Annotated in this window: 18 protein-coding genes; 5 read left to right on the top strand and 13 right to left on the bottom strand. The window is 58.9% G+C overall.

Annotated elements, in window-relative coordinates; translation table 11 throughout:
* Positions 1 to 12 precede the first annotated feature (12 nt).
* Positions 13 to 732, bottom strand: a complete 720-nt coding sequence (gene btsR, locus B3X29_RS00895; protein ID WP_103180279.1) for a two-component system response regulator BtsR — start codon at positions 730 to 732, stop codon at positions 13 to 15.
* A complete protein-coding gene (locus tag B3X29_RS00890) occupies positions 726 to 2,414 on the bottom strand; it encodes a sensor histidine kinase (RefSeq protein ID WP_103180281.1) in 1,689 nt (562 codons plus the stop codon). The genes btsR and B3X29_RS00890 overlap by 7 nt, the downstream gene beginning before the upstream one ends.
* Before the next feature lie 219 nt (positions 2,415 to 2,633).
* On the opposite strand from B3X29_RS00890, the gene mlrA reads away from it, so the two are divergent.
* Together mlrA and B3X29_RS00880 are read left to right on the top strand one after the other, a co-directional pair.
* Positions 2,634 to 3,368: an HTH-type transcriptional regulator MlrA gene (gene mlrA, locus B3X29_RS00885; RefSeq protein ID WP_103180283.1), complete on the top strand. Its 735-nt coding sequence runs from the start codon at positions 2,634 to 2,636 to the stop codon at positions 3,366 to 3,368.
* A 59-nt stretch (positions 3,369 to 3,427) separates the two neighbouring features.
* Positions 3,428 to 3,541, top strand: coding sequence for a protein YohO (locus B3X29_RS00880; RefSeq protein ID WP_072036698.1), 114 nt, complete (start codon positions 3,428 to 3,430; stop codon positions 3,539 to 3,541).
* Here the strand turns inward: B3X29_RS00880 and B3X29_RS00875 are convergent.
* The 8 genes from B3X29_RS00875 to bglX all read right to left on the bottom strand — a co-directional run bounded on the left by B3X29_RS00875 (position 3,516) and on the right by bglX (position 14,157).
* Positions 3,516 to 4,253, bottom strand: coding sequence for an ABC transporter permease (locus tag B3X29_RS00875; protein WP_159339581.1), 738 nt, complete (start codon positions 4,251 to 4,253; stop codon positions 3,516 to 3,518). The two genes, B3X29_RS00880 and B3X29_RS00875, sit on opposite strands and share 26 nt — an antisense overlap.
* Complete coding sequence (locus tag B3X29_RS00870) at positions 4,250 to 5,185, bottom strand: ABC transporter ATP-binding protein (protein WP_103180286.1); 936 nt, start codon at positions 5,183 to 5,185, stop codon at positions 4,250 to 4,252. The genes B3X29_RS00875 and B3X29_RS00870 overlap by 4 nt, the downstream gene beginning before the upstream one ends.
* A complete protein-coding gene (locus tag B3X29_RS00865; protein WP_103180288.1) occupies positions 5,178 to 6,335 on the bottom strand; it encodes an ABC transporter permease in 1,158 nt (385 codons plus the stop codon). Before B3X29_RS00865 ends, B3X29_RS00870 begins: the two co-directional genes overlap by 8 nt.
* A gap of 19 nt (positions 6,336 to 6,354) precedes the next feature.
* On the bottom strand, positions 6,355 to 7,272 hold the full coding sequence (gene osmF, locus B3X29_RS00860) for a glycine betaine ABC transporter substrate-binding protein OsmF (RefSeq protein ID WP_103180290.1): 918 nt from the start codon (positions 7,270 to 7,272) through the stop codon (positions 6,355 to 6,357).
* 70 nt (positions 7,273 to 7,342) lie between these two features.
* Positions 7,343 to 8,578 (bottom strand): MFS transporter, encoded by a 1,236-nt coding sequence (locus tag B3X29_RS00855; protein ID WP_159339582.1) that lies wholly within the window; start codon positions 8,576 to 8,578, stop codon positions 7,343 to 7,345.
* 50 nt (positions 8,579 to 8,628) lie between these two features.
* The gene (locus B3X29_RS00850) at positions 8,629 to 10,188 is read right to left on the bottom strand and encodes an MFS transporter (protein WP_159339583.1); all 1,560 of its coding nucleotides are present in this window, start codon (positions 10,186 to 10,188) and stop codon (positions 8,629 to 8,631) included.
* Entirely contained in the window at positions 10,185 to 11,537 is a 1,353-nt protein-coding gene (locus tag B3X29_RS00845; protein ID WP_159339584.1) for a glycoside hydrolase family 28 protein, read from the bottom strand. The genes B3X29_RS00850 and B3X29_RS00845 overlap by 4 nt, the downstream gene beginning before the upstream one ends.
* Positions 11,538 to 11,859: 322 nt before the next feature.
* A complete protein-coding gene (gene bglX / locus B3X29_RS00840; RefSeq protein ID WP_156654890.1) occupies positions 11,860 to 14,157 on the bottom strand; it encodes a beta-glucosidase BglX in 2,298 nt (765 codons plus the stop codon).
* Positions 14,158 to 14,346: 189 nt separating this feature from the next.
* On the opposite strand from bglX, the gene dld reads away from it, so the two are divergent.
* On the top strand, positions 14,347 to 16,104 hold the full coding sequence (gene dld, locus B3X29_RS00835) for a D-lactate dehydrogenase (protein ID WP_103180298.1): 1,758 nt from the start codon (positions 14,347 to 14,349) through the stop codon (positions 16,102 to 16,104).
* A gap of 103 nt (positions 16,105 to 16,207) precedes the next feature.
* Positions 16,208 to 16,762: a GNAT family N-acetyltransferase gene (locus B3X29_RS00830; protein WP_159339585.1), complete on the top strand. Its 555-nt coding sequence runs from the start codon at positions 16,208 to 16,210 to the stop codon at positions 16,760 to 16,762.
* Between the two features lie 99 nt (positions 16,763 to 16,861).
* Here B3X29_RS00830 and pbpG read toward each other — a convergent pair whose 3' ends face one another.
* Together pbpG and B3X29_RS00820 are read right to left on the bottom strand one after the other, a co-directional pair.
* Positions 16,862 to 17,782: a D-alanyl-D-alanine endopeptidase gene (gene pbpG / locus B3X29_RS00825; RefSeq protein ID WP_103180301.1), complete on the bottom strand. Its 921-nt coding sequence runs from the start codon at positions 17,780 to 17,782 to the stop codon at positions 16,862 to 16,864.
* A 167-nt stretch (positions 17,783 to 17,949) separates the two neighbouring features.
* Positions 17,950 to 18,537 carry a Yip1 family protein gene (locus B3X29_RS00820; RefSeq protein ID WP_103180303.1) on the bottom strand — a complete coding sequence of 196 codons (588 nt, stop codon included), beginning with the start codon at positions 18,535 to 18,537 and terminating at the stop codon, positions 17,950 to 17,952.
* Positions 18,538 to 18,692: 155 nt separating this feature from the next.
* Between B3X29_RS00820 and B3X29_RS00815 the strand changes: the two genes are divergently transcribed.
* Positions 18,693 to 19,253: a DedA family protein gene (locus B3X29_RS00815; RefSeq protein WP_159339586.1), complete on the top strand. Its 561-nt coding sequence runs from the start codon at positions 18,693 to 18,695 to the stop codon at positions 19,251 to 19,253.
* Positions 19,254 to 19,256: 3 nt separating this feature from the next.
* Here the strand turns inward: B3X29_RS00815 and B3X29_RS00810 are convergent, their stop codons facing one another.
* Positions 19,257 to 20,030, bottom strand: coding sequence for an SDR family oxidoreductase (locus tag B3X29_RS00810; protein ID WP_103180306.1), 774 nt, complete (start codon positions 20,028 to 20,030; stop codon positions 19,257 to 19,259).
* Positions 20,031 to 20,049: the final 19 nt, after the last annotated feature.

Raw genomic sequence — 20,049 nt, 5'->3', positions numbered from 1 at the left:
AGTGTAGCAGTTTTACAGCCCTATCGCCTCTTTCAAACTTTTCAGGTAGCGACGGCTGACCGGCACCGTCTGTCCGGCGCGCAGCACCAGTTCCGCCTGACCGTTCTCTTCAAGGCGGATCTCTTTCAGATGCGCCATGTTCACCAGGTACTGGCGATGGCAGCGCAGCAGCGGCGTGCGGCTCTCCAGAGTACGCAGCGTCAGCTCGGTAAAGCCCTCTTTGCCTTCATGGCTGGTGACAAACACCCCGCTCATCCGGCTGCTGACAAAAGCCACGTCCTCCATCTGCAGCAGATAGATCCGGCTGTGGCCGGTACAGGGGATAAACTTCAGCGGCTGCTGGTGTTCCGCCAGCAGCGATACGTCCTGCACGTTGCGCTCCTGGCGCAGACGGTTGAGCGTTTTTTCCAGCCGCGGCTCTTCGATGGGTTTCAGCAGATAGTCAAAGGCGTGCTCTTCGAACGCTTTTACCGCGTATTCATCAAAGGCGGTGAGAAAGACAATGTAGGGTCGATGTTCCGGATCGAGCATGCCCACCATCTCCAGGCCGCTGATGCGCGGCATCTGGATATCCAGAAACAGCACATCGGGACGCAGCTTGTGCACGGCGCTAATGGCTTCAATGGCGTTAGCGCACTCGCCGACAATCTCAATATCGCTGTGCTCCTGCAGCAAAAATCGCAGGTTTTCTCGCGCTAACGGCTCGTCATCGACAATCAGCACATTCAACATGCGTGTTCCTCCAGAGGCAGTCGTAAGGTTATACGGGTAAAGCTGTCGGGCTCACAGGTGACGGTAATGCCGCAATCTTCGCCAAAATGGGCGCGCAGACGCTTGTCCACCAGCCCCATTCCCAGGCCTCCCCCCTCTTTTGCACCGCTATAGAGCCCGGCATTGTCTTCAATATCCAGCACCAGATAGCGGTTAAAGCGGCTGGCGGTGATGGCGATCTCGCCGGTGCCCAGCAGCTGGGAGGTGCCATGCTTGATGGCGTTTTCCACAATCGGCTGCAGGGTAAAGGCTGGCAGCTGCTGCCAGGCCAGCTCATCCGGCACCGACAGCGTCACCTGCAGGCGCGACTGGAACCGGGCCTGCTCGATTTGCAGATAGGCATTCACATGCTCAATTTCATCCGCAAGGGTGACAATTTCCGAGGGCCGCTTCAGGTTCTTACGGAAAAAGGTCGAGAGAAACTGCACCAGCTGCGTTGCCTGATCGCTGTCCCGACGGATCACTGCCTTCAGGGTATTGAGGGCGTTAAACAGAAAATGCGGGTTCACCTGAGCGTGCAGGAGCTTGATCTCCGACTGGGTGAGCAACGCCTTCTGCCGCTCATACTGCCCGGCGAGGATCTGGGCCGAGAGCAGCTGGGCGATCCCCTCTCCTAATGTTCGGTTGATGGAGCTGAACAAACGGTTTTTCGCTTCATACAGCTTGATGGTCCCCATCACCCGCTGGTTTTCACCGCGCAGGGGGATCACCAGCGTCGAGCCCAGCTTGCACTGCGGATGCAGCGAGCAGCGGTACGGCACTTCGTTACCGTCGGCGTAGACTACCTCACCAGTCTCGATGGCGCGAAGCGTATATGCGGACGAAATCGGTCTGCCTGGCAGGTGATGGTCATCGCCGGTGCCGGTAAAAGCCAGCAGCTTTTCGCGATCGGTAATGGCGACCGCGCTGATATCCAGCTCCTGGTGCAGCACCTGCGCCACCTTCATGCTGTTCTCTTCGTTAAAGCCCTGACGCAGGATCCCCTCCGTCGAGGCCGCGACCTTCAGCGCCGTTGCCGAAAAGGCCGAGGTGTACTTTTCAAACATGGCCCGCTTATCAAGCAGGATGCGCATGAACAGCGCGGCGCCTACGGTGTTGGTGACCATCATCGGCGCGGCAATGCTGCCCACCAGATGCAGGGCGTCCTCGAAGGGACGGGCGATCAGCAAAATGATCAGCATCTGCACCAGCTCGGCCACCAGGGTTATCGCGCCTGCAGTAAGGGGACTGAAGACTTTATCCGGGCGACCGCGACGGATCATCACGCTGTGGACGAGGCCGCCAAGCAGCCCTTCGACAATGGTCGAAATCATACAGCTCAGCGCCGTCATGCCGCCCATTGAGTAGCGGTGCAGTCCCCCGGTCAGCCCCACCAGTCCGCCGACAACCGGGCCGCCGAGCAGGCCGCCCATCACCGCGCCGATCGCACGGGTGTTGGCAATGGAGTCTTCGATATGCAGGCCCAGATAGGTGCCGAGAATGCAGAAGATAGAGAAGGTGACGTAGCAGAGCAGCTTGTGCGGCAGACGAACGGTGACCTGCATCAGGGGGATGAACAGGCGTGTTTTACTCATCAACCACGCGATGACCAGAAACACACACATCTGCTGAAGCAGCAGCAACACCAGATTAAATTCGTACATACCCACAAACCGCAAATTCTTAAAGCGCGTAACATACACCGAAGCGCAATAACTTTCTTTGCAGTCAAAGCACGAAAATGTGTTTTCGTGTGAGCCATCACACCTTTAGCCGAACATAATCTGATATTCGCATTTTTTTTGGGAAAAAAGAGCGAAACTTCCTGGTTCAGCATTCTCCGTCTACAGTTAATCTGGGCATGCGCAAGCCGGAGGGAAAACATGGCGCTCTACACGATAGGAGAAGTGGCACTCCTGTGTGATATCAATCCTGTGACGTTACGGGCATGGCAGCGACGTTACGGATTACTGAAACCGCAGCGAACCGACGGTGGCCACCGGCTGTTTACGGATGCGGATATCGACCGGATCCGTGAGATCAAAGGCTGGATCGATAATGGCGTCCAGGTCGGGAAGGTTAAAACGCTATTGAGCCCGGAAGGTCAGAAGGAGCAGGACATCTGGCGCGAACAACAGGAGGTGCTGCTGCGTTATCTGCAATGCGGCCATCTGCACCGTCTGCGTATATGGATCAAGGAACGAGGCAGTGAATACCCTGCGCAAACCCTTATTACCCAACTGTTCATCCCGTTACGAAGGCGTCTGCAATCGCAGCAGCCCACGCTCCAGGCACTGCTGAGCGCGCTGGACGGCGTGCTTATCAACTATATCTGTATTTATCTTGCTACGGCGCGAAAGAAGAACAGCAAAGATGCGCTGGTAGTCGGCTGGAACGTGCACGACACGACTCGCCTGTGGTTTGAAGCGTGGATTGCCGCCCAGCAGGGCTGGCGCGTCGACGTGCTGGCGCATTCGCTGGCTCAGCTGCGCCCGGAGCTGTTCGACGGACAGACGCTGCTGGTCTGGTGCGGAGAATCACCGACGGCGGCGCAGGAGCAGCAGCTGACCCAGTGGCAGGCGCACGGCTATCCCGTCTTCCCGCTGAAAGGCAATTAATGGTTCATTAACACCCGCGCTTCACCGTATAATCGCCCTGTTAACATCAGGAGCACATTATGAAGGCAACCAAAGTCGCGGTTATCACCCTCTTCTTTCTCATGGCCGTCAGCGGTATTGGGGGCGTGATGCTGGCAGGTTATTCGTTTATTGTCCGTGGCGGTGTTGGCTGAGGCTTCGTGCCAGCCGTTCGAAGGCGCGATCGACCACAATCGCCGCCAGCGCCACCAGCAGCGCACCCTGGATAATATAGGCGGTATTAAAGCCACTTAAGCCGATAATAATCGGCGTCCCCAGCGTGTTTGCCCCTACCGTTGAGGCAATGGCTGCGGTACCGATATTCACAATCACCGAGGTGCGGATCCCCGCCAGCATCACCGGCGCGGCCAGCGGCAGCTCGACGTTGCGCAGGCGCTGCCAGCCACTCATCCCCATCCCTTCGGCTACGCTGATGGCCGCCGCGGGCACTGCCGCCAGCCCCGCCAGCGTCGCCTGTAAAATCGGCAGCACCCCATAGAGGATCAGCGCGATAATCGCCGGCTGCTGGCCAAAGCCCATCACCGGTACCGCAATGGCCAGTACCGCCACGGGCGGGAAGGTCTGCCCGACGGCGGCGATGGTCTCCACCAGCGGGCGAAACTCCCGGCCCGCCGGCCGCGTTACGGCAATCCCGGCGCCTGCCCCCACCACGATGGCAAAGAGGCTGGAGATGCCGACCAGCCAGAAGTGGGCGAGCGTCAGGCTAACGAAGCTCTCCTGCTGGTAGACCGGGCGCGGCAGCTCCGGGAACAGCGCGCTGAAGAGCGGCGCGCTGTAGGGCATCAGGAACAGGAGCGCCACAAACAGCGCCACCAGCCACAGAAGTGGATCGCGTAATAGCCTCACGACGCCTCCCGGGCCAGCAGATCGCGAAACCAGAGCGTGCCGCACGGCCTTTCCTGATCGTCCACCACCGGCAGACGCTCACAGCCCTGGCTGACAAATGCCGAGAGCGCATCCCGCAGGCTCATGGAGGCCCGCAGCGGGCTGGACTCGCCCGAGGTGATTTCCGGGCGCATCGACTCGCCGACCGTGCGCAGCGACAGCAGGCGTACGCCCAGTTCGCTGCGGCCAAAAAACTCGCGCACAAATCCATTCGCCGGTCGGGTCAGCAGCGCCAGCGGCGTCCCCTGCTGCACTACCCTGCCGCTGTCCATCAGCACCAGGTGGTCTGCCAGCCGGAGCGCCTCGTCGATATCGTGCGTTACCAGAACAATGGTCCGCCCCAGAATGCGATGGATGCGGGTCATCTCCAGCTGCAACGCGCTACGGGTGACCGGGTCGAGGGCGCCAAAAGGTTCATCCATCAGCAGCACCTCCGGGTTAGCGGCCAGTGCCCGCGCCACACCGACCCGCTGCTGCTGCCCGCCTGAAAGCTGGTGCGGATAGCGCTCACGCAGGGCAGGATCCAGCCCCAGCAGCGCCATCAGTTCATCCACCCGGTCGTCAATCTGTTGCCGAGGCCATTTTTGCAGCTGCGGCACGGTGGCGATGTTGCGCGCCACCGTCCAGTGCGGGAAGAGACCGATGGACTGAATGGCATAACCCATCCGCCGACGCAGCTCCAGCACCGGCAGGCTGCGGATCTCCTGCCCGGCAAAGCGGATCAGACCGCTGTCATGCTCCACCAGTCGGTTGATCATCTTCAGGGTGGTCGATTTGCCCGAGCCCGAGGTGCCCACCAGCACCGTGAAGGCCCCTTCGGCAAAGGTCAGATCCAGATTGCTGACCGCGGGCTCGCCGGCAAAGGTTTTACTTACATCATCAAACTCAATCATCGGTTCTCCTTCGCAGCAGGGCGATCCACAGCGCAAACAGCGCGTCCACCACCACCGCCATCACGATGGTCGGTATAACGCCCAGCAGCACCAGATCCAGGGCGCTGCTCAGCAGCCCCTGGAACACCAGCGCGCCGAATCCTCCGGCGCCAATTAAGGCCGCTATCACCGCCATCCCCACGGTCTGCACCGCCACTACGCGCAGGCCGCGCAACAGCACCGGCAGGGCCAGCGGGAGCTGGATCTGCCAGAAACGCTGGCGGCTGTTCATCCCCATCGCGTCGGCGCTCTCCAGCACCTCGGCGGGCACCTGGCTGAGCCCCGCCAGCACCCCGCGCGCCAGCGGCAACAGGGCATAGAGCACCAGGGCGATCAGCGCGGGCGTCAGGCCGGTTCCGGCAATGCCCAGCGAAGACAGCCACGGCCAGGCGCGGGTCAGCCCGGCAAGCGGGGCAATCAGCAGGCCGAACAACGCCACGGAAGGGATGGTCTGAATGATATTCAGCACCGCAAACACTGGCCCCTGAGAGGCCGGACGGCGATAACAAAGCAGCCCCAGCGGCACGCCAATCAGCAGGGCCGGGATGAGGGTGCCCAGCAGCAGCGTGAGGTGCTGCTGCCCGGCATCGTTAAAGACATCCTGCCGGTTGGCGTACTCTTTCATCAGCGAGAGGGCGTTGAGTTCGCCGCTGAACAGCAGCAGCAACGGCAGGATCCAGATTTGCGCCTGCAGCAGCCAGCGCCAGAGCGGCGGCAGGTTAAGCCGACGAATGGCATCGCTGCAGGCGAGCAGGCAGAGCGCCAGCCAGAGCCACAGGCCGCTGCCCACGGCAGTGCGCGCCAGCGGACTTTCGCTGCTGGCAAGATGCGTGGCGGCAAGCCCCGCGCTCCAGACCAGCCCGGCGAACAGCAGCTCGCACACCACAAGCGTCGCCACCACTGCCCCGCGACCACGCATCAGTGCAAGCACGATTAACAGACCCGGCACAATAAGCAGCAGTGCAGGCGAGAACGCCCACACCTGCCAGACGGCACGCCCTTCCCCGGACACCAGCCGGTTCGGGGCAAAATTCACAAAGGGTAGCGCGGCTGCAGCCAGGGCAATGAGAGCCATCAGCAGCAGCACGCGGTTATGACATCTTATCGGCACAGCACAGTCCTGCGGCGGGTTATTTCACCAGCCCTTTTTGCTTCAGGTAATCTGCCGCCACTTTTTTGGCATCCAGCCCCTCGACTGCAATGCTGGCGTTCAGCTGTTGCAGGGTTTTCTCATCCAGCGTTTCAAATACCGGCTTCAGCCAGGCGTCCAGCTCCGGATAAGCCTTCAGCACCGCCTCGCGCACCACCGGCGCCGGGGCATAGATCGGCTGAACGCCTTTTGGATCGGTGAGGGTTTGCAGACCCAGCGCCGCTACCGGGCCGTCGGTACCGTAGGCCATCGCCGCGTTCACGCCCGAGGTTTGCTGAGCGGCTGCTTTGATGGTGACGGCGGTATCACCCCCCGCCAGTGAGAGCAGCTGGCTCTGATCGAGCTTGAAGTCATAGGCTTTTTCAAAGGCAGGCAGGGCATCCGGGCGTTCGATAAACTCGGCTGAGGCGGCGAGTTTGAAATCACCCTTCTCTTTCAGGTAGCGGCTCAGATCCTCAAGGGAGGTGAGTTTGCCTTTCTCCGCCACATCCTTGCGTACCGCGATGGTCCAGGTGTTATTCGCCGGAGCCGGGGTAAGCCAGATTAGCTTGTTCTGTTCGGCATCGAGTTTTTTCACTTTCTCGTAGCCATTGCTGGCATTTTTCCACGCCGGGTCATTTTCATCTTTGAAGAAGAAGGCCCCGTTGCCGGTGTATTCCGGGTAGATATCCAGTTCGCCGGAGGTGATGGCGCCACGCACTACCGGGGTAGTACCCAGCTGCACTTTATTGACGGTTTTGACGCCATGGCTCTCCAGCACCTGCAAAATAATATTGCCCAGCAGCGCCCCTTCCGTATCAATTTTCGACCCGACCTTTACCGGCTCCGCTGCCTGTAATGGCAGGCTCAACGCCGCCAGCAGCGCCGCTGAACCAACAATCCCCTTTAAAATAGTCATTCCGCTTTCCTCATGATTTTGCCGCCTTTTTCAGAGGCTTGAGAGAAAAGCGTAGTCGATAAGTGGCGTTTTAGCGCGTCTCAGGCAGTTTTAACGGCAGGGTAAGCACGCTGGCGGCAAAGTAGAGCATGGCGATCACCCACAGCGTTCCCTCCACGCCGAGGGGAGCCACGCAGAGGGTGATAATCAGCGGCCCGACAAAGTTGCTCAGGCCGGAGCCCAGATTGAGGCAGGCGATCGCCGCGCCTTTGTTATCAGGAAGCAGGGAGGGGATCAGCGCGCTGAGCGGCCCGAACGCCCCGAGCCCAATGGCATAGAGCGCTAAGGCGCAGAACAGCGCGGGCTCGCTGTTACCAGACAGCACCGGGGCGTAGCATACCGCCACCATCGCCAGACCACACAGGGTGCCGGAGAACCAGACCACCGTGTTACGCCAGCCGATGGTGTCCCCCAGCCAGCCAAAGAAGTAGCTGGCGAAAATATTAACAACGTTCACCAGCCCCCAGATGGTGAGCCACGTCGCGATACTGAAGCCAAAGCGCGGCAGGTAGACCGGCATCAGGATCACCAGCGAAAATTTGCCGATGTCGTTGATGGTTTTGACGATCACCGCGAGACGCATTTTAGGCTCCCGCAGCATCACCATGATCCCTTCGGTGAGTGCCGCCCCCATGCTGCCGCCCTGCGCCGTCTGCGGCCGATCGGGATTGAGCACCAGCGCGCAGAACGCCCCCAGTACCACAAAGATAAAGCCGCTCAACAGGGTGGCGGTTTCGCCGATCCGCGGCAACATCAGGCTGGCGTACCACGGTCCGATAATGGTCATCCCCACGCCAAAGGCGATCCAGAACCAGGAAACCGCCCGCCCCAGGATACGCGGCTCGCAGCGCTGGTTAATCCAGACCAGAAACGAGTAGGCAAACAGCGGGTAAGCCACGCCGCGCAGGGTGTAGCTGGCGACCATCAGGGGGTAGTTTCCCTGCGGCAGGGCATAGCCGATAAACGGGATCGAACCGAGAAAGTAGATCGCCGTGGCACTCCACATCAGACGACGCAGGCCCAGTACCCCCGCGCCGATCCCCGCAAACCAGGAGATCACCGCCACGCACAGGCCGAACACCGATGAGAGCAGGCTGATGTGAAACGCATCAAAGCCGCGGTTTTGCAGCATCGAGGCCAGCCAGCTTTGCTCGATGGTGGCACCGGTAATAAACAGAAAAATGCCGATAAAACCCCAGCTCAGTTCCCGGGGCAGACCCAGTCTGGCCCAGATCCCTTGCTGAATATATACGCTGTGTTCTGTCATGTGCTTCGTCCTGAAAGACCGGGGGCCCGGACCCGGTCAGGCTGTGAGGATCAGGCGTTGGTGAATTGCGGAGGGCTCTGACGCGCCATCATCCGTTTGCGGTTGAGATAGCCAACGCTGTTCTCGCCCCAGCAGTGCTCATACGGCATACCGGTCAGGCTTTCGATAACCGCACGGTTTTCCGCGCTGACGGTCGCCTTGCTGCCGCCCTGCTTCAGGCGCGCCACCTCTTCGTTCAGAATGGCGTGGGTGCGGCTGTTGATGCGGAACTGGCAGGCCGACCAGATCCCCCAGACGGTGAGGATCATCGGTAGCACAATCATGATCACTATGATCATGTTGATGGCCGACTGCGGCTGCGCGGACTGCCCGGAGACAAAGCCCGACATCTGCAAAGCCACGCCAACAAGGAAAATCGACATCGCCTGAGAGGCCTTACGCAGCAGACTCATAAAGCCGGCGAAGATCCCCTCCCGACGCTGACAGGTGAGGATCTCGTCCACGTCTGCCACGAAGGTGTAGTTATTCCATGGAATGGCGTAGATCCCGCCGCGCGCCAGGCCGGCAATCGCCGCCCCGGCATACAGCAGTACCATCCCACCGGTCTGGTGGAAGTACGCTGACACCAGCAGGGCAAAGGCCACCAGAGCCATTGAGGCCTGGGTGGCGAAGGCCCGGGACGGGGAGTAACGCAGGGTCAGCCAGGTGGCGATCCCGACGCCAAAGAATTGCAGGGCATTGATCACGCCGAGCAGGTTAGAGGCCATCACCGACGAGGTCATCAGGGCGAAGACCACGAAGTAGGTAAAGACGGAGTTGAAGATATCCTGCGCCACTGAACCGCCCAGATACATCCCGAGGTGCGATCTGAACGTTTTGATTTTCAGGGTGGAGAGGAAATCGTAATAGATATGGTACGTCCGGGTTGCCAGCGGCTCCTTCTCTTCCTCTTCACTGTGGGCTTCGCTCTGCTGGATCTCCTCCAGCGAACGTTCCCAGGTGCCGAAGTAGACAAAGAACAGTACGATCATAAAGGAGACGGTGAAAATGGCGCCGGTATAAAAGAATGACGCTGACGACTCCGGCCCGAAGTATGCCACCAGACGTCCCGGCAGGAAGGCGGCAGCAAAACCGGCCAGTTGGGCGATATACATGCGGGCGCTGGTGAGTTTTGAGCGCTTTTTGAAGTCGGAGGTCATCTCTGCCGACAGGGTGTCGTACGGGATGATGATCATGGTGTAAACGATCTCAAACAGGATGTAGAACAGCAGGTACATCCAGTAATTGAAGCCCTCCACCCACAGCAGGCTGTAGACCGACACCAGCGGAATGCTGGCCAGCAGGAAGAAGCGGCGACGGCCAAAGCGTCGGCCCAGCGCCGTCTTATGGAAGTTATCGGAAATGTAGCCGATGACCGGACACATGATCACATCGACAATACGCGCCACCGCAAACAGCGAGCCCGCCTGAATCGGCGTCAGCCCGCAGAAGGTGGTTAAGAAAAACAGCAGCCAGGCGCTGACCAGCGTGAAGGCACCGGAGCCAATCACATCTGCCAGCCCGTAACAGACATAGTTACGCAGTTTAATTTCTCGCACTTTTTTTATCATTTTGTATTCCCTGTATTCGCCGGGTAAGTTCGGATGCTCTCTTCATCCCAGCCCGCAGGTAACGGCAGCGGACGGGCAATCTGGATGACGTGCAGCTGTAATCCCTCAACACCTGCGGCATAGAGCGCGGGCAGTCCGTGCGGATAGCGTTCTACGCCGTAGGCGCGCCCCGTTTGCGGGTTAACGCGCCAGGCGTTATCCAGTCCCATCCCTGTCGGGCGCGCGGGGTTACAGGGAGGGCGCACGTCATAGCAGCCCTGCTCCTCGCTGGCGCTCAGGCGCTGAGAGAAGCTCAGCCCGTTAAAGGTGATGTCGTGAATGGCGCCCGGCACGTCGCTGTGTAGGTTGATAGCCCCTTCCCCGCTTCCGCTGAGGCTTAAGAACGTGACCTGGCTTATCTCGCCGGGCGCGACGTTGGGCGCGCGGTGGCGGACGGAGACAAAGACCGGATCGGCTTTTCCCCAGTGGCAGGGATCGCCGTGCCGGCAATCAAAGACGATATTGCTGAACAGCATCTGGCTGAACCGTCCGCCGTCGCGGGAGACCAGGCCGATGGCGCGGTTGGATTCGAAAATGACGCAGTTGCTGACCACCAGGTTGCGGATGTCGGCAAAGGTCTCGGTGCCCACTTTGATGGCGCAACTTTTTGAGCGAATGATGCAGTTATTGACCGTGACGTTCTCCATCGGCTGCTGCAACGCTGCGCTTTTGGCGGTGGTCTTCAGGCAGATGCCGTCGTCGGCGGCGCTGAAATAGCTGTCGCTGAGGTGCACATGCTGGCAGCTGTCGAGATCCAGCGCATCGGTATTGGAGAGCGCCAGATCGTTATCAATGGTGATCTGTTTGATAAAAACATGCCTGCAGCTGACCAGGTGCACGGTCCACATGGGTGCGTCGTACAGCGTGATATCGGCGATCCGCACCTGCTCGCACCCTTCCAGCACCAGCATGCGCGGACGATGGGTTTTCGGCTGACGGTAGCCCTGGGCGTCCGGCGCTGGCGCAAACCAGGCGCTGGCATTGCCGTCGATGCAGCCTGGACCGCACAGGGTCAGGTGATGGGCATCACGCGCATAGAGGAGCGCCATTCTGGAAAGCTCGGCCATGCTTTGGGTTTCGCAGGCCTGGTAGTCCGCCTCATGGGGGCTCGCCAGCAGACGCGCACCGGCTTCCAGATGCAGGGTGAAGTTTGACGGTAATACCAGCGTGCCCGTCAGGTAGGTACCCGGCGTGATCACCAGCGTACCGCCACCGGCCTGGGCGAGGGTCGCAATCAGCCCCTGGAGGAGATCGGTGACGGGAGTCAGACCGCTGCGGTCGAGAACGACATTTTCTAACGAGAGCTTCATGTTGATACCTGTCAGCTGTTAAGTGACAGGCATTTAACGCCGTTTTATCCCCCTGCTCGCGGGCCCTGTCTGGGGATTTTGAGCGAAGAGTGAAGATCGTCACGCCAGGATAAGGCGGTAGAAAGGGCTTTTGATGGGGTTCACGTTTTATCAGGGGCGGCAAAAATGAAGTGTGAAAATCATCACAAATCACCCGCCGGTGAGGAATAAAAAAGAGGGAATCAGGTCGGTTTCAGGCGGGACGGGAAAAAAATTGCGGGGCCGATCACGAATCAGGTGAGGCGGCCCCGTCTGGATATTGCCCGGCAGCGCCGGGCTATTTTTACAGCAGTTCGAACTCACCCTTGTTTACGCGGGCAGAATCCGTACCGATAAAGACGTTGAACTTGCCTGGCTCAGCGTCATATTTCATCTGCTGATTCCAGAACTTCAGCGCATCCACGTCGATCGGGAAGCTGATGGTCTTCGTTTCACCCGGTTTCAGGTTGACCTTCTCAAAGCCACGCAGCTGTTTCACCGGGCGGCTCATGGAGGCGGTAATATCCTGAACGTACATCTGAACCACCGTCTCCCCTTCACGTTTGCCGGTGTTGGTGACATCCACGCTGGCGGTCACCGTGCCGTCCGCCTTCATGGTCGGGGCCGACATTTTCACCTCAGAAACCTTAAAGGTGGTGTAGCTCAGGCCATAACCAAACGGATAGAGCGGGCCATTGGCTTCGTCAAAGTAGCGCGAGGTGTACTTGTTCGGCTTGTCGGCGTTGTAAGGACGGCCGGTATTCAGGTGGCTGTAATAGACCGGGATCTGCCCCACCGAGCGCGGGAAGGACATCGGCAGTTTACCCGACGGGTTGTAGTCACCAAACAGCACGTCGGCAATGGCGTTACCGCCCTCGGTACCGGCGAACCAGGTTTCCAGAATCGCGTCAGCCTGCTGATCTTCTTTCACCAGCGCCAGCGGACGGCCGTTCATCAGCACCAGCACCAGCGGCTTGCCGGTGGCTTTCAGCGCGGCAATCAGATCGCGCTGGCTTTGCGGCAAGGTGATATCGGTACGGCTCGAGGCTTCATGCGCCATCCCCTGAGCTTCACCCACCACGGCCACGACCACATCAGACTGCTTCGCAGCATTCACCGCTTCGTCAATCATCTCCTGGGCGGAGCGCGGATCGACCTTCACGGCCTCTTCATACTGGTTGAGGAAGGTGACGATGTCTTTATCGTTGGTGACATTGGCCCCTTTGGCGTAAATCACTTTGCCTTTGTCGCCCAGCGCATCTTTAATGCCCGTCAGCACCGTGACGGACTGATCCGCCACGCCTGCCGCAGACCAGCTGCCCATCACATCGCGTTTGCTGTCGGCCAGCGGGCCCACCACCGCCACGGTGCCAGATTTCGCCAGCGGCAGGGTCTCGAGACGGTTTTTCAGCAGCACCAGGCTCTCACGCGCCACTTCACGCGCCTCTTTGCGGTGCAGGCGGCTTTCAGCGTTGGTGTCTACCGGGTCAGACTCTTTTGGCCCCAGGTGGCTGTACGGATCGTTAAACAGCCCCATATCATATTTGACGTTCAGAACATGGCGCGTGGCGTCATCCAGCTCCGCCATGGTGACCTTACCGCTCTTCACCAGACCCGGCAGGTACTTGCTGTAGTACTCATCGCTCATGCTCATGTTGATGCCGGATTTCAGCGCTACCCGCACCGCATCTTCCGGATCCGCCGCCGTGCCGTGCTTGATCAGCTCCTTGATCGCCCCGTGATCGGAGACGGTGATGCCCTTAAAGCCCCACTTGTCGCGCAGAACCTCTTTCAGCAACCAGCTGTCGGAGGTGGCCGGCGTCCCGTTCAGGGAGTTCAGGGCCACCATTACCGCGCCGCTGCCGGCATCCAGACCCGCTTTGTACGGCGGCATATAGTCGTTAAACAGGCGCTGCGGGCTCATGTCGACGGTGTTGTACTCTTTACCGCCCTCCACGGCGCCATAGGCGGCGAAGTGTTTGACGCTGGTCATCACCGAGTAGCGATCTGCCGGGCTTTTGCCCTGCATCGCTTCTACCATGGTTTTACCCATCGTCGCGGTGAGATAAGTATCCTCTCCGAAGCCTTCTGAGGCGCGGCCCCAGCGTGGATCGCGGGAGACGTCCACCATCGGGGCCCAGGTCATGTTGAGGCCATCATCCGCCGCCTCGTATGCAGAGACGCGACCGACGGTTTTCACCGCCTCGAGGTTAAAGGAGGAGGCCAGGCCGAGGCTGATCGGGAAGACGGTACGCTGGCCGTGAACCACGTCATAGGCGAAGAATAACGGGATTTTCAGGTGGCTGAGTTCCATCACCTGATCCTGCATCTTGCGGATATCCTGGCGGGTGACGGTGTTGAAAATCGCCCCTACCTGCCCGTTTTTAATCATCTCGCGAATGGCTTCTTTCGGATTATCCGGCCCGACGCTGATGAGGCGCAGCTGGCCGATTTTCTCATCAACCGACATCTTAGTAAGCAGGTCGGTTACAAATGCGTCCCGGGCTTCCGGCGTGAGCGGATGATTGCCAAACAGGTCGTCAGCCAGCGCGGGTTGCAGCGCCAGACTTACAGCCACACCTACAGAACAGAGCCATTTCATTTCGTTTACTCTCTCATCAATAACCGCCGGATAGTCGCGGCCAGACCGTACGAAAAGCGCAGTGTGCCATAAACCCTCTGAACGTTGCAGGGTTTATTCTCTGATTTTTCTGGTGAATAGTCGTTCGCTTAAACATTAATCGCGCTATGATTTTCGACGACGCATTTGAATAACCACAAGGGGTGGATGATGTCTTCTGTACAACTGCACGATAACACCAGCTTCATTAACGAGTTGTCACGTCTGGTAGGCCAGGCGCACCTGCTTACCGACGCCGCAAAAACCGCCCGCTACCGCAAGGGCTTTCGCTCCGGCCAAGGGGACGCGCTGGCGGTGGTGTTCCCGGGCACGCTGCTGGAGCTGTGGCGGGTACTTAATGCCTGCGTCGCGGCAGACAAAATCATTCTGATGCAGGCGGCCAATACCGGCCTGACCGAAGGCTCCACGCCGAACGGCAATGATTACGATCGCGACATTGTCATCATCAGCACCCTGCGCCTCGATAAGCTGCATCTGTTGGATAAGGGCGAGCAGGTGCTGGCCTACCCGGGCACCACGCTCTACTCCCTGGAAAAGGCGCTCAAGCCGCTGGGCCGGGAGCCGCATTCGGTGATTGGCTCCTCCTGTATTGGCGCCTCGGTGATCGGCGGGATCTGCAATAACTCCGGCGGCTCGCTGGTGCAGCGCGGCCCGGCCTATACCGAAATGTCGCTGTTCGCCCGCATCGATGAGCAGGGCAAGCTGACGCTGGTGAACCATCTGGGTATCGATTTAGGGGTCACGCCGGAGCAGATCCTCAGCAAGCTGGATGATGACCGCGTTAAAGATAGCGATGTCCTGCATGACGGGCGCCACGCTCACGACCATGATTACATCAGCCGGGTACGTGAAATTGATGCCGACACCCCGGCGCGCTATAACGCCGACCCGGACCGTCTGTTTGAATCTTCCGGCTGTGCCGGCAAGCTGGCGGTCTTTGCCGTACGCCTTGACACCTTCCCGGCCGAGAAACGCCAGCAGGTGTTCTATATCGGCACCAACCAGCCGGAGGTGCTGACCACTATCCGTCGCCACATTCTCGGGGAGTTTACCCATCTGCCGGTCGCCGGCGAGTATATGCACCGGGATATTTACGACATCGCCGAACGCTATGGCAAAGACACCTTCCTGATGATCGACAAGCTCGGCACCGACAAGATGCCCTTCTTCTTCACCATGAAGGGGCGCACCGATGCGATGCTGGAGAAGGTGTCGCTGTTTAAGCCTAACTTTACCGACCGCTTCATGCAGAAGCTGGGCAGCGCATTCCCGGCACACCTGCCGCCGCGGATGAAAAGCTGGCGGGATAAGTATGAACATCACCTGCTGCTGAAAATGGCGGGCGACGGCATTGCCGAAGCGCAAAGCTGGTTGAGCGAATTCTTCAAAACCGCGGAGGGGGATTTCTTTGCCTGCACCCCGGAAGAGGGCAGCAAGGCCTTTTTACACCGCTTTGCCGCTGCTGGCGCCGCGATCCGCTATCAGGCGGTTCACGCCGACGAGGTAGAGGATATTCTGGCGCTGGATATCGCCCTGCGCCGCAACGATACCGAATGGTTCGAAAAACTGCCGCCGGAGATCGACAGCCAGCTGGTGCATAAGCTCTATTACGGCCACTTTATGTGTTACGTCTTCCACCAGGATTACATCGTTAAAAAAGGGGTCGATGCCCACGCCCTGAAGGCGCAAATGCTGGCCCTGTTGAAGGCGCGCGGCGCGCAATATCCGGCGGAACACAATGTCGGTCACATTTACGAAGCACCGGATTCATTAAAACAGTTTTATCGCGCTAATGACCCAACTAACAGTATGAACCCGGGGATTGGCAAAACAACCAAGCATAAAAACTGGAAAGAGGAGTCAGAAACAGTGCGTAATGGCTCGCAAGCTACTGATCACACCAGTTAGCCCGAACGGACCTACTATTAAGCCCCTATAAATCGTACTAGAGTAGCCACGGGTCGCCAGAGAAACGTTTCTCTGGCTTTTTTTGATGAGGAGCGGACATATTATGTCGGCTGTTGAAACTTTCTCCGAAACTGACGTTCAGGTTCGCGATGCCGAGCTTGAGGATGCGCATGCCATTGCCGCCATCTATGCCTGGCACGTGCTGAACGGACGCGCATCGTTTGAAGAAGTGCCTCCTACCGTTGACGAGATGCGCGAGCGCATACATGCGGTGACCAGTCAGGGGTTGCCGTGGCTGGTGGCGCTCTATCGGGGTATCGTGGTGGGTTACTGCTACGCCACCCACTATCGTGCACGCCCCGCCTACCGTTATACCCTTGAAGAGTCGATTTACGTCGAGGCCAGCACGCCCGGACGCGGCTTTGGCAGCGCGCTGCTGAGCGCCCTGATTACCCGCAGCGAAGAGGGGCCGTGGCGCCAGATGATCGCCGTGGTGGGCGACGGGCCAAACAACGCCGGGTCGTTACGCCTGCATAAAAAGCACGGTTTTGAAGTGGCGGGGCAGCTCAGAAGCGTGGGATATAAGAAAGGTGACTGGCGCGATACGCTAATTTTGCAGCGCCCCCTTAACGAGGGTGACTGGACGCTGCCGGAGTAATCTATTTCAACGCGGTATTGCCGGGTGGCGCTGCGCTTACCCGGCCTACACAACCCGTAGGCCCGTGCAAGCGAAGCGCCGCCGGGCATTAAACGCGATTCAATCGTTCTGCGCCGTCGCCATCTGGGCGGCTTTTTGCTTTTTGTAGCTCAGGGCCGCGGCGGGAACCGGGGTGACTTTTCCGGTTTCAATCCAGGTCCGCAGCCGGCTGGCATCGGCAAAGTGGGTATATTTGCCAAAGGCATCCATCACCACCAGCGCTACCGGCTTGCCATTAAAGACCGTGCGCATCACCAGACAGTGGCCCGCCGCGTTGGTAAAGCCGGTTTTAGTCAGCTGGATATTCCAGTTATCGCGGTAGACCAGATGGTTGGTGTTACGAAACGGCAGGGTATAGGCCGGATGCGAGAAAGTGGCCATCTCTTCGCGGGTGGTGCTGAGCTGGCCGAGCAGCGGATACTGCTTAGTGGCAATCAGCAGCTTCGTCAGATCCTGCGCCGTCGAGACGTTATGAATCGACAGACCGGTTGGCTCCACAAAACGCGTCTGGGTCATGCCCAGCGCCTTCGCTTTGGCGTTCATGGCGCGGATAAAAGCGTCATAGCCGCCCGGATAGTGGTGGGCCAGGCTTGCCGCGGCGCGGTTTTCCGAGGACATCAGCGCCAGCAGCAGCATATTTTTACGGCTGATTTCGCTGTTCAGACGCACGCGGGAATAAATCCCTTTCATCTCTGGCGTATGGCTGATGTCGACGCGCAGTTTTTCATCCAGCGGCAGCCGTGCATCCAGCACCACCATCGCGGTCATTAATTTGGTAATCGAAGCGATCGGGCGCACCAGATTCGGGTGGCTGGAATAGATCACTTTGTTGGTATTCAGATCGACGATCATAGCGCTGCCGGAAGCAATCTCCGGCTGTGTCGCCGTAGCCACAGCGGCAGTGTTGGCGATTGCGGGGGTCGCCACTGGCACAGCCAGCAACAGAGCAAGACTCAGTAAAGAAACGCGGAATTTCAGCATGGTGAGATTTCGGATAATTATTCACGCACGTAATAACGTACGCCGCCCGGGCCGAAGCGAGAACACGGGCTGGCTAAGGCATCATAGCCGTCCGGATGCCTTGCTACCAGTAGTTAATCGTGAACAGATGCTGCATTGCTGGCAATTCCGCCAGCAATGCAGTGACGTCAGAAGAGACGATATCCATAACCCCAAAGAATAACCGTCAGCGCCAGTAACACTTCCAGCAACAGCACGCCGATGGCGAGCGTAGAACCGGAAAAGCTGCGGCCCTCCTCTTTATTGATATTCAGGAAGGTAGGAATACCGATATAGAGCAGATAACCGGTATAAAACAGCGCCAGGGTGCCCACCAGCGCGCAGAGCCAGACAATAGGATAGAGCGCCACAATCCCGCTTAAAAATAGCGGCGTTGCCACGTAACCGGCAAACACCATGCAGTGCGCCAGGGAAGGACGCTGCGGATAGCGACGCGCCATCCAGTAAATCACCCGCCCCATTACCGCCACCCCTGCCAGCATCAGCGCGTAAAAGACCGCGGCCAGCGCCAGTCCGGTTGTCCACGAAAGTTTTACAATATTGCCGTCGTCAAAATCCCAGCCAATTTGCGTGGTACCAATGAACGCGCAAATTACCGGTACGGCGGCCATCAACAACACATGGTGGGTATAGTGATGGCTGACCGTTTCGTTTTCGCTTCTGATCACGTGCATTTCACGATCGGGATGGGAAAAGAGTCCCCAGACATGGTTCATAACGCCCCCTTGTTGTCGGCCCGCTAGCGATAACTCAAGTATAATGCAGCCTGAGATTATTTTTTGAGCAACACAAGGAAATGGTCATTGTCGGTTCATTGACAGAGGGAGTGTATGATTAGGCAGACTTTCTCAGGACAGCTACGCTTACCCCTATGGACATTAATACTCTCATTGCACAGTATGGCTATGCCGCGTTGGTTATTGGCAGCATAGCGGAAGGCGAGACTATCACCCTACTGGGTGGCGTGGCGGCGCATCAAGGGCTGCTGCGTTTTCCCCTGGTCGTGGCCGCAGTAGCGCTGGGGGGCATGATCGGCGATCAGCTACTCTATCTGCTTGGCGTCCGGTTTGGTCCGGCGATCCTGCGGCGCTTTTCCCGCCATCAGAAGAAAATCAACCGCGCCCAGCAGCTGATCCAGCGCCACCCTTACCTTTTCGTGATCGGCACCCGCTTTATGTACGGTTTCCGCATCATCGGCCCGCTGCTGATTGGGGCCAGTCACCTGCCGCCAAAAATTTTTCTGCCGCTGAACATTGTGGGCGCCATCATCTGGGCGCTGATCTTCACCACTTTAGGCTACGTGGGCGGTGAAGTGCTGGAGCCCTGGCTGCACGCGCTGGACCAGCACCTGCGCCACTGGATCTGGCTGATTGGGGTGCTGGTGCTGGTTTTCGCGGTGCGCTGGTGGCTTAAACGCCGGGATCGCAGCTAAGCATTACTGCTCCGGTTTAAACTGTGGATTGCCCAGCATAAAGCCGCCATCGACGATAAATGACTGTCCGGTGGCGTAGCTGGCGTCGGTGTCACATAGCCAGGCGACCAGGCTGGCAATCTCTTTGGTATGCCCCGGCCTTGCCAGTGGAATGTTGGGCATGGAGCCGGGCTTCACTTCGCTGTCGTCCATGTCATTCATCGGAGTGGCAATGGCGCCCGGCGCCACGGCGTTCACCAGAATGTTATGGTGAACCAGCTCCATCGCCATCGACTTGGTCAGGCCGCCGAGGGCGTGTTTGGCTGAGGTGTAAGCGCTGGCCTCCGGCAGCGGCGTGTGTTCATGCACCGAGGTGATATTGACGATACGTCCCCCCTCCCCCTGCTTCACCATCTGCCGGGCGGCGATCTGCGAACAGAGAAATGCCCCGTCCACATCGACGCTAAAAATGGATCGCCACTGGTCATATTCCATCTCAAGAAACGGCGCTTTGGTCATCGCTCCAGCGTTATTGACCAGCACGTCAAGACGGCCGAAACGTTCAATCAGCGTCTCGATGGCTTTCGCCCCGTCCGGCAGTTGGCTGAGATCCAGATGGATGGCCTCTGCCCGCTGCCCGCGCGCCTCGATCTCGCGACAGGTTTTCATCGCCCCTTCTTCATCCGAGTGCCAGGTCACGCCAATATCAAACCCACGCTCCGCCAGCATCAGCGCAGTGGTTTTGCCGATTCCCGAATCTGATGCCGTTACAATAGCCACACGATTGGTTGAACCCATACTCACCTCCAGAAAAGAA

The organism is Leclercia sp. UBA5076 (assembly GCF_002416465.1).
Lineage (GTDB): Bacteria > Pseudomonadota > Gammaproteobacteria > Enterobacterales > Enterobacteriaceae > Enterobacter.
The sequence above is the reverse complement of the archived record's forward strand: the minus strand, read 5'-3'. Positions and strand labels throughout refer to the sequence as shown.

Coding starts and splice junctions, on each gene's coding strand:
- btsR (WP_103180279.1), bottom strand. CDS start 732: ATGTTGAATGTGCTGATTGTCGATGACGAGCCGTTAGCGCGAGAAAAC.
- B3X29_RS00890 (WP_103180281.1), bottom strand. CDS start 2,414: ATGTACGAATTTAATCTGGTGTTGCTGCTGCTTCAGCAGATGTGTGTG.
- mlrA (WP_103180283.1), top strand. CDS start 2,634: ATGGCGCTCTACACGATAGGAGAAGTGGCACTCCTGTGTGATATCAAT.
- B3X29_RS00880 (WP_072036698.1), top strand. CDS start 3,428: ATGAAGGCAACCAAAGTCGCGGTTATCACCCTCTTCTTTCTCATGGCC.
- B3X29_RS00870 (WP_103180286.1), bottom strand. CDS start 5,185: ATGATTGAGTTTGATGATGTAAGTAAAACCTTTGCCGGCGAGCCCGCG.
- osmF (WP_103180290.1), bottom strand. CDS start 7,272: ATGACTATTTTAAAGGGGATTGTTGGTTCAGCGGCGCTGCTGGCGGCG.
- B3X29_RS00855 (WP_159339582.1), bottom strand. CDS start 8,578: ATGACAGAACACAGCGTATATATTCAGCAAGGGATCTGGGCCAGACTG.
- B3X29_RS00850 (WP_159339583.1), bottom strand. CDS start 10,188: ATGATAAAAAAAGTGCGAGAAATTAAACTGCGTAACTATGTCTGTTAC.
- B3X29_RS00845 (WP_159339584.1), bottom strand. CDS start 11,537: ATGAAGCTCTCGTTAGAAAATGTCGTTCTCGACCGCAGCGGTCTGACT.
- bglX (WP_156654890.1), bottom strand. CDS start 14,157: ATGAAATGGCTCTGTTCTGTAGGTGTGGCTGTAAGTCTGGCGCTGCAA.
- dld (WP_103180298.1), top strand. CDS start 14,347: ATGTCTTCTGTACAACTGCACGATAACACCAGCTTCATTAACGAGTTG.
- B3X29_RS00830 (WP_159339585.1), top strand. CDS start 16,208: ATGTCGGCTGTTGAAACTTTCTCCGAAACTGACGTTCAGGTTCGCGAT.
- pbpG (WP_103180301.1), bottom strand. CDS start 17,782: ATGCTGAAATTCCGCGTTTCTTTACTGAGTCTTGCTCTGTTGCTGGCT.
- B3X29_RS00820 (WP_103180303.1), bottom strand. CDS start 18,537: ATGAACCATGTCTGGGGACTCTTTTCCCATCCCGATCGTGAAATGCAC.
- B3X29_RS00815 (WP_159339586.1), top strand. CDS start 18,693: ATGGACATTAATACTCTCATTGCACAGTATGGCTATGCCGCGTTGGTT.
- B3X29_RS00810 (WP_103180306.1), bottom strand. CDS start 20,030: ATGGGTTCAACCAATCGTGTGGCTATTGTAACGGCATCAGATTCGGGA.